6 protein-coding genes are annotated in these 7389 nt (G+C 72.6%); 5 read left to right on the plus strand and 1 reads right to left on the minus strand.

The window, feature by feature from the left end; genetic code table 11:
* Positions 1-265 precede the first annotated feature (265 nt).
* The 3 genes from AC07AL_RS24935 (at position 266) to AC07AL_RS24945 (ending at position 3797) form a co-directional block, all read left to right on the plus strand.
* Positions 266-1456 (plus strand): LPXTG cell wall anchor domain-containing protein, encoded by a 1191-nt coding sequence (locus AC07AL_RS24935; protein WP_400804104.1) that lies wholly within the window; start codon positions 266-268, stop codon positions 1454-1456.
* A gap of 170 nt (positions 1457-1626) precedes the next feature.
* Positions 1627-2853: a hypothetical protein gene (locus AC07AL_RS24940; protein ID WP_400989072.1), complete on the plus strand. Its 1227-nt coding sequence runs from the start codon at positions 1627-1629 to the stop codon at positions 2851-2853.
* Between the two features lie 170 nt (positions 2854-3023).
* A complete protein-coding gene (locus AC07AL_RS24945; RefSeq protein ID WP_363579791.1) occupies positions 3024-3797 on the plus strand; it encodes a MerR family transcriptional regulator in 774 nt (257 codons plus the stop codon).
* Between the two features lie 62 nt (positions 3798-3859).
* On the opposite strand, the gene AC07AL_RS24950 is transcribed toward AC07AL_RS24945, so the two are convergent.
* Positions 3860-4918: a helix-turn-helix domain-containing protein gene (locus AC07AL_RS24950; protein ID WP_400804097.1), complete on the minus strand. Its 1059-nt coding sequence runs from the start codon at positions 4916-4918 to the stop codon at positions 3860-3862.
* Between the two features lie 234 nt (positions 4919-5152).
* On the opposite strand from AC07AL_RS24950, the gene AC07AL_RS24955 reads away from it, so the two are divergent.
* Together AC07AL_RS24955 and AC07AL_RS24960 are read left to right on the plus strand one after the other, a co-directional pair.
* On the plus strand, positions 5153-5827 hold the full coding sequence (locus AC07AL_RS24955) for an RNA polymerase sigma factor (RefSeq protein WP_363627859.1): 675 nt from the start codon (positions 5153-5155) through the stop codon (positions 5825-5827).
* Positions 5824-7272: a hypothetical protein gene (locus AC07AL_RS24960; protein ID WP_478318214.1), complete on the plus strand. Its 1449-nt coding sequence runs from the start codon at positions 5824-5826 to the stop codon at positions 7270-7272. The genes AC07AL_RS24955 and AC07AL_RS24960 overlap by 4 nt, the downstream gene beginning before the upstream one ends.
* Positions 7273-7389: the final 117 nt, after the last annotated feature.

Raw genomic sequence — 7389 nt, forward strand, 5'->3', positions numbered from 1 at the left:
GTGCGATACGGTCCCCCGGGCGTGTACCCGTCACTCTCCGGTCATCTTTCTGCAAAGCGCAAAAGCCTTACCGCAGGACGGAATTGGGCGATTCGGGCACTCCCGTCCCGTGAGCGGTCCCCAGCGTGACACCCGCCTTCCGGAGTGGCCGGATCCTTCGGTAATCTCCGTCGGACTTTCAAGCTTCGCGAGGGGTCAGAGGCGTCCACGGCCGCCCGCCCCGCCGCGCCCCGGGCCTCGCCCGGACTCTTCCGTGAGGTCTCCCTTGCCCATACGTCGCAGTCTTGCCCTTGCCGGCGTCGCCGCGCTCGCGTCCTCGCTCGTGCTGTCCGGCGCCCAGGGCGCCATGGCCGTCGGCACCACCGGTTCCCCGTCCGCCGCCGCCCAGGCGGCCGGCAAGGCCTCCCACCAGAGCCTCGACCTGTCGGTGAACGGCGTGCCCGGCACCTTCATCGCCGGCGGCGACGCCCGCGACTTCACCTTCAAGATCGACAACTCGACGAAGCACGACTTCCTCTTCCTCCCGCTGCTCAAGTTCAAGAACAAGGCGGGCTCGCTCAAGGCGAAGGACCTCAAGGTCCAGTACCAGCTGCCCGGCGGCCAGTGGCAGACCGGTTCGGTCGCCGCCGACGGCGGCGAGGACAAGGACAAGTCCGTCCTCACCCTGCTCGGTGGCCTCGGCCAGGACGGCAACCCCACCGACGACGACCTGCTCGTCGTGAACCGCGGCAAGAGCTTCTCGATCAAGGTCCGGGTCTCCTTCACCTCGGAGGCGCCGCTCGGCCGGGCCGGCGTCGTCCCGGTGGTGTTCTCCGCCGAGCTCGACGACGAGACCCACGCGCCGGTCGACGGGGGCCACCTCAGCTGCGACGGCGTCCGCGGCGCGGGCTTCGTGATCAAGGCGGGCGGCGGCGGCAAGCCGAGCCCGACCATCAGCCCGAGCCACACCGGCAAGCCCAGCCCGACCGCGAGTACCTCGCCGACGGCCTCCCACTCGGCGACCGCCTCCACCTCGCCGACGGCCTCCCACTCGGCGACCGCGAGCACGTCGCCGACCGCCTCCACCTCCGCCACGGCCACCCCCTCCACCTCGGCCACCCCGAGCGCCGAGCCGACCACGCCGTCGCCGTCGGTCCCGCCGACCACCCCGACCACGGGCGAGCCGTCCGGCTCCGCCTCCGCGTCGACCTCCGCCCCGGCCCCGGTCGACGGCAACGGCGACACCGCCGGCCCGATCGACTTCCCGGTGGCCGTCCCGACCCTCACCCCGCCGCCGCTCACCCCGGCCGCCGTCACCAAGGCCAAGGCCGCCGCCGACAACGGGGACAAGGCCCTGGCCCAGACCGGTGGCGGTGACGACACCACCGCCATCGCCGTGGCCGGCGGCGCCGTGCTGCTCGCCGGTGTCGGCACCCTCGTGGTGCTGCGCCGCCGCAAGTCGGCCCAGCAGGGCTGACCGCGGCCGCAAGGCACGCTCCAGCCGTTACACCGAGGCGGTACCCGCCTGACAACCGCCCGCGCCGCCCGGCCGTCCGTTCGACGGACCTCCGGGCGGCGCGGGCGGGACACCTCCGTCACATAGGATGTCCGGCCGGAGGGGGGCGGAACCGGCGGGGAGAGGGACAGGTGCGGGGATCACGCACGGCACGGACGGCCACCGACTACGAGTCGGCGACCGGGCGGATCGCGGGGCTGCCGCTGCGCAGACACCACGTTCTACTGGTGGCCTGGACGGTGCTCTGGTTCTTCCTGGTCGAGCCCAGCGGCGGCTTCTCCTGGCACTACCTGCGCCAGGGTGAGCAGCTGCTCTTCAGCGACCACCCGGACGGCGGGCTGGCGCTCTACGCCCACCACCCGGAGCTGCAGATCGGCCCGGTCAGCCTGGCCGTGGCCCGGCTCACGGCCCCGTTCTCGGCCCACACCGGCCAGCTGATCGCCGAGGCGGCGATGTCCGGGCTCGGCCTGGTGATGCTGGTCCTGATCGGTCGCACCGCCGCCCTGTACTACCTGGGCACCGGCACCAACCACCGCCGGCTCCAGCAGCGCCTGCTGATCGCCGGACTGGCGTTCATCCCGATGTGGGTCGAGGTCTCGGTCCGATTCGCGCACCTGGACGACGTCCTGGCGCTGTTCTTCACCACCCTCGCCGCGCACGCCCTGGCCCGCGGCAAGCCCACCATGGTCGGTGTCTACCTGGCGCTGGCGGTGGACTCCAAGCCCTGGGCGATCGCCTTCGCCCCGCTGATCCTGGCGCTGCCCAGGCCCGCCTGGCTGCGCAGCGCGATCTGGTTCGTCGGACTGGTGGCGATCGCCTGGCTGCCGTTCTACCTGGGCAATCTGGACACCCTGGCCGCCGCCAAGTTCACCATCCCCAACCAGCCGGCCTCCGCACTGCGCTGGTTCGGGGTGACCGACCCGGCCACCCCCTGGTGGGACCGTCCGACCCAGTTCGCCCTCGGCCTCGGCCTCGGCACCATCGCGGTCTGGCGCGGCCGCTGGCCGGCCGTGGTGCTGCTCGGCGCGGACGCCCGGATCCTGCTCGATCCGAGCGTCTACACCTACTACACGGCCTCGATCCTGCTCGGCACCCTGCTCTGGGACGCGGTCGGGCAGAAGCGGCTCGTCCCGTGGTGGAGTTGGATAGCGCTGGCCGCGCTGTATGGCGGGACGCTGTTCATCCCGTCCGACGCGGGCCGCGGCTTCGTCCGGCTGGCCTTCGTGGTGGTCTCCGCCGCGTACGTGCTGTTCTGGCCCACCCAGCAGACGCGCCGCCCGCGGTCCCCGGCGGACGGCGAGGGGCGGCGCCGTTCCTCCCGGCGGCGCGAGCGCGTGCTGACCGGCACCGGAGCCTGACCGGCACCGGAGCCTGACCGGCACCGGAGCCTGACCGGCACCGGAGCCTGACCGGCCCCGGCCCCGGCCCCGGAGCCCGAGCCTGACCGGGGCCCTCCCTCCCGAGGACGGCTTGACCCTCACGCGGCGTGAGAGCGGAGGCTGGTGGTCAGCACGAAGGGAGGACCCGGATGAGCAGCGAGGGCTACTCGGTCGGAGCCGTGGCCAAGATCGCCAAGGTGACCGTCCGCACCCTGCACCACTACGACGAGATCGGCCTGTTGTCCCCCGCGGGCCGCACCCGGACCGGCTACCGCCGCTACCAGGACGCCGACCTCGACCGGTTGCAGCAGATCCTCTTCTACCGCGAACTCGGGTTCCCCCTGGAAGAGATCGCGGCGATCCTGGACGACGACTCGGTCAGTCCGAGCGAGCACCTCCGTCGGCAGCACCAACTGCTGACCGACCGGATCAGGCACCTCCAGGACCTCGCCACAGCCGTCGAACACGCCATGGAGGCACGAAGAATGGGCATTCAGCTGAGCCCGGAGGAGAAGTTCGAGATCTTCGGCGAGGGCTACCAGGAGGAGTGGGAGCAGGAGGCCGAACAGCGCTGGGGCGACACCGCGGCCTGGGCCGAGTCGCAGCGCCGCACCGGCGGCTACGACAAGGCCGACTGGCAGCGGATCCAGGCGGAGATGGCCGACCTCAACACCCGCCTGGTCGAGGCGCTCACCGCCGGCGAACCCGCCGACGGCGCCGCCGCCACGGACCTCGCCGAGGCGCACCGGCAGCACATCTGCCAGAACTTCTACGACTGCACGTTCACCATCCACCGCGGCCTGGCCGGGCTGTACGTCTCGGACCCGAGGTGGACCACCACCTACGAGAACCTCGCCCCGGGCCTGGCGCAGTGGCTGCACGACGCCATCCTCGCCAACGCGGACCGGCACGAGAAGGCATAGTCGCCGCCGGATGCCGGATGCCGGATGCCGGATGCCGGATGCCGGGCCACGTGGCCGGGGGGCTACGCGACCCCGCGCCCGAAGGAGCGCCGGTAGGCGGTCGGGGAGGTGCGCATCACCCGGCCGAAGTGGTGGCGGAAGGTCGCGGCGCTCTCGAAGCCGACCGCCGCCGCGATCTCCTCCACCGTCCCCTCCGGTGACTCCAGCAACGGCAGGCTGGCCGCGATGCGCTGGGTGACGACCCAGCGCATCGGGCTGGTGCCGTTGCGGGCGGTGAAGTGCCGCAGGTACGAGCGGTCCGACATCCGGGCGGCGCGGGCCAGCAGCGAGATGGTCAGCGGGGACGCCAGGTGGCCCATCGCCCACTGCATGCTGCGGGCGACCCCGTCGTCCTCCTCCTCGACCGGGCGGACGGCGGCCTCGATGAACTGGGCCTGCCCGCCGTCCCGGTGCGGCGCCACCACGAAGCGGCGGGCCACGCTGTTGGCCACCTTGGCGCCGTGGTCGCGGCGGACCAGGTGCAGGCAGAGGTCGATCCCGGCGGCACTGCCCGCGCTGGTGAGCACGTTCCCGTTGTCGACGTACAGCACGTCCGGGTTGACCCGCACGTCCGGGTGGCGCTGCTGGAGCAGGTCGGCGTACCGCCAGTGGGTGGTTGCCTCCCGCCCGTCGAGCAGTCCGGCGGCGGCCAGCGCGAAGGCGCCCGAGCAGATCGAGACGATCCGGGCGCCGCGCTCGTGCGCCGTCCGCAGCGCGGCGACCAGCCCGGGGGAGACCGCGCCGCTGAACGCGTTCGGCACCCCGGGGACCACCACCGTGTCGGCCGAGGCCAGTTCGTCCAGCCCGTGCCGGGCGGTCAGCGCGAACCCGCCCACCGCGTCCAGCGCCGTCCCGGGCCGGTCGGCGCACACCTTCAGCCCGTACCAGGGCGCTGCCAGCAGGCCGCCCAGTTCGGGCCGGGCCAGTCCGAACACCTCCACCACCACGCCGAGTTCGAACGGCGCCATGCCCGCGAAGGCGTACACCGCGACGTGGTGCACCGGTTCCGGGCGGGGGCCGATGACGACGGGCACCGGGCCCGACCCGGTGCCGACCGGGCCCTCGACGTGCTGCTCGGTCATGCGGACCCCCTGCTGACGGGTGGCGGGATGGCGGTGAGTGTAGCCGTTCCGGCCGGCCGGGAATCTTCCTCGGATCCACCTGCAACCTCCACCCCGGCCACACGTCCATTGGTACGGGGGCGGAGAGAGGCGGGCCGAGGGCGGCTGTCAGGATCTCCCCGGTCACGATCTTGATCAGGAGTCCTGACGGTCCGGCGAGAGCCGCCACCGTCCCGGGGGAAAGCGGAAACGCGCATGTCCATGGCCATCGGGCCGATCGCCGGGCCGACGAGGGGGCGCGGTTTCTCCGTTCGCGGAGTGGTCGCCGTGCTGTTCGGCGCGCAGGAGACCGGCGAGGTGCCCGCCGGCCCGGGCGACGAGCAGGCGGCGCAGCGCCGCTCCGGCTTCCGGCTGCTGCGCGGAGGGCGCAAGCCCACGGAGGACCGGCCCACCCTGACCGACCTGTACCACGTCCACCGGCTGGGCCTGGTGCGGATGGCCGTCCTCCTGGTCGACCACCAGGACCTGGCCGAGGACGTCGTCCAGGAGGCCTTCACCCAGCTCTACCAGCGGTACGGCGAGCACCTGGACGACCTCGACAACGCGCTCGGCTACCTGCGCACCGCGGTGGTCAACGGCGCCCGGTCGATGCTGCGCCGCCGGAAGACCGCCCGCGAGTACGTCCCGCCGCACGAGCCCGACGCCGCCTCCGCGGAGGACCACGCGGTGCTCAACGACGAGCACCGGCGGGTGCTCGCGGCCATGCAGGAGCTGACCTCCCGCCAGCGCGAGGTGCTGGTGCTGCGCTACTGGTCCGACCTGTCGGAGGCGCGGATCGCCGAGGCCCTGGGGCTGTCCCGGGGCGCCGTGAAGTCCACCGCCAGCCGGGCCCTGGACGCCTTGGAAAAGCATCTGGAGAAGGTTCGATGACCGACAAGCTCCCCGGCCGCGAGAGCGGAGGCCGAGACGGTGACGGGCCGGCCGAGACGGCGACCGAACGGCTGCTGCGCGAGGCGATGAACGCCCGCGCCTCGCTGATCACCGCGCACGACCTGCGCCCGGCGCAACCGCCGCGCGGTCGGGTGCGGCGATTGCGCCCGGTCTACCTGACCGCCGTGCCGGTCTTCGCGCTGGCCGCCTCCCTGGCGATCGGCCTGCTCACCTTCCACGGCGACCCGCTGGCCAGGAAGGACGTCCCCCCACCGGCCGCCACCATGACGACCTCGCCGAGCCCGACCCCCGAGCCGACCGCCGCCCCGACCCCCACGGCCACCTCGCCGGACACCGGCAGCCCCGCCGCCGACCCGGAGACCGGGGCCCCCCTCTCCGACCCGACGTCGGCCGGCACCCGGACGACGGCGCCGCCCACCACCCCCGCCACCACACCGGCCACCACCGCGCCGGCCGGGACGACCTACCCCTTCCGGGGCGTCAGGTTCAAGATCCCGCCAGGTTGGCGGGCCGTCAATCCGGATCCTTCCGCCAACACCCTCTGCATCCTGAGCCCGAGCGCTCCGCAGGACGCGACGGCCGGGGACTGCCTGCCGCACGGCGTGCTTCTGACGGTCACGGACCAGGAGTCGCAGCTCTGGCCGAGGCTGCCCGACCTGGATTCCGAGAGCGGCTGGTCCACGCAGCCCTGGTGCCCGGCGTGGTCCTACTCCCCCACGCTCACCAGGAACGGACAGATCGACAGTGTCGGCCCGACCAGGAGCACACCCACCGTGGCAGGCCGTGCCGCACGCAAGTCGCAGTGGCAGATCAACTGCGGCGGCGACGCCTTCACGGCCCAGATGTGGGCCCTGCCGAAGGACTTCGTGTCCGTCTCGGCGATCGGCCTCAAGACCGACTACCAGCCCGGACTGATGACGATCGTCAACACCCTCGACCTGAGCGGCCGCCAGGCGCCGCCGGTGAAGTACCACGAGAACGACATCGATATCACCGTGGGCGGCTTCACGGGCGTTCAGGAGCTGAAGGCGGGAAGTCCGGCCGTCACCTTCTCGGTGACCTACAAGAACAACAGTCCGACGAATTTCGCCCAGGTGGAGCCCTTGGTCTACACCGAGTGGCCCATGGACACGCCGGTGGATGTGGTGTCGCTGAACGCGGGCAAGCTCGAGCGTCTCGACGGTGCCACCTGGAAGGAAAAGCCGCTCACGCGAGGAAGCGCGATGGACTACGCGATGGCGGATCCCGAGTCGCTCTTCCCCCTGGCTCCAGGGCAGAGCCGAACGGTCAAGTACCGGATGACGATCGATGCCGGACACGGCCTCGGGCCACTGTGGGTGATGACGCGGGCCGTCCTTCCCTACACGGGAGGAACCCTCACGGGTCTCGGCAACGAGGTTGTCTCGCTCAAGATCACCAAGTGACACGGGGGCGGGGGGGGGGGGGGAGGGGGGGGGGGGGGGGAAGGAGGGGGGGGGGGGGGGGGGGGGGGGGGGGGAGGGGGGAAGGGGGGGGGGGGAGGGGGGGGGGGGGGGGGGGAA

This window comes from Kitasatospora sp. NPDC043949 (assembly GCF_056435365.1).

Coding starts and splice junctions, on each gene's coding strand:
- AC07AL_RS24945 (WP_363579791.1), top strand. CDS start 3,024: ATGAGCAGCGAGGGCTACTCGGTCGGAGCCGTGGCCAAGATCGCCAAG.
- AC07AL_RS24950 (WP_400804097.1), bottom strand. CDS start 4,918: ATGACCGAGCAGCACGTCGAGGGCCCGGTCGGCACCGGGTCGGGCCCG.
- AC07AL_RS24955 (WP_363627859.1), top strand. CDS start 5,153: ATGTCCATGGCCATCGGGCCGATCGCCGGGCCGACGAGGGGGCGCGGT.
- AC07AL_RS24960 (WP_478318214.1), top strand. CDS start 5,824: ATGACCGACAAGCTCCCCGGCCGCGAGAGCGGAGGCCGAGACGGTGAC.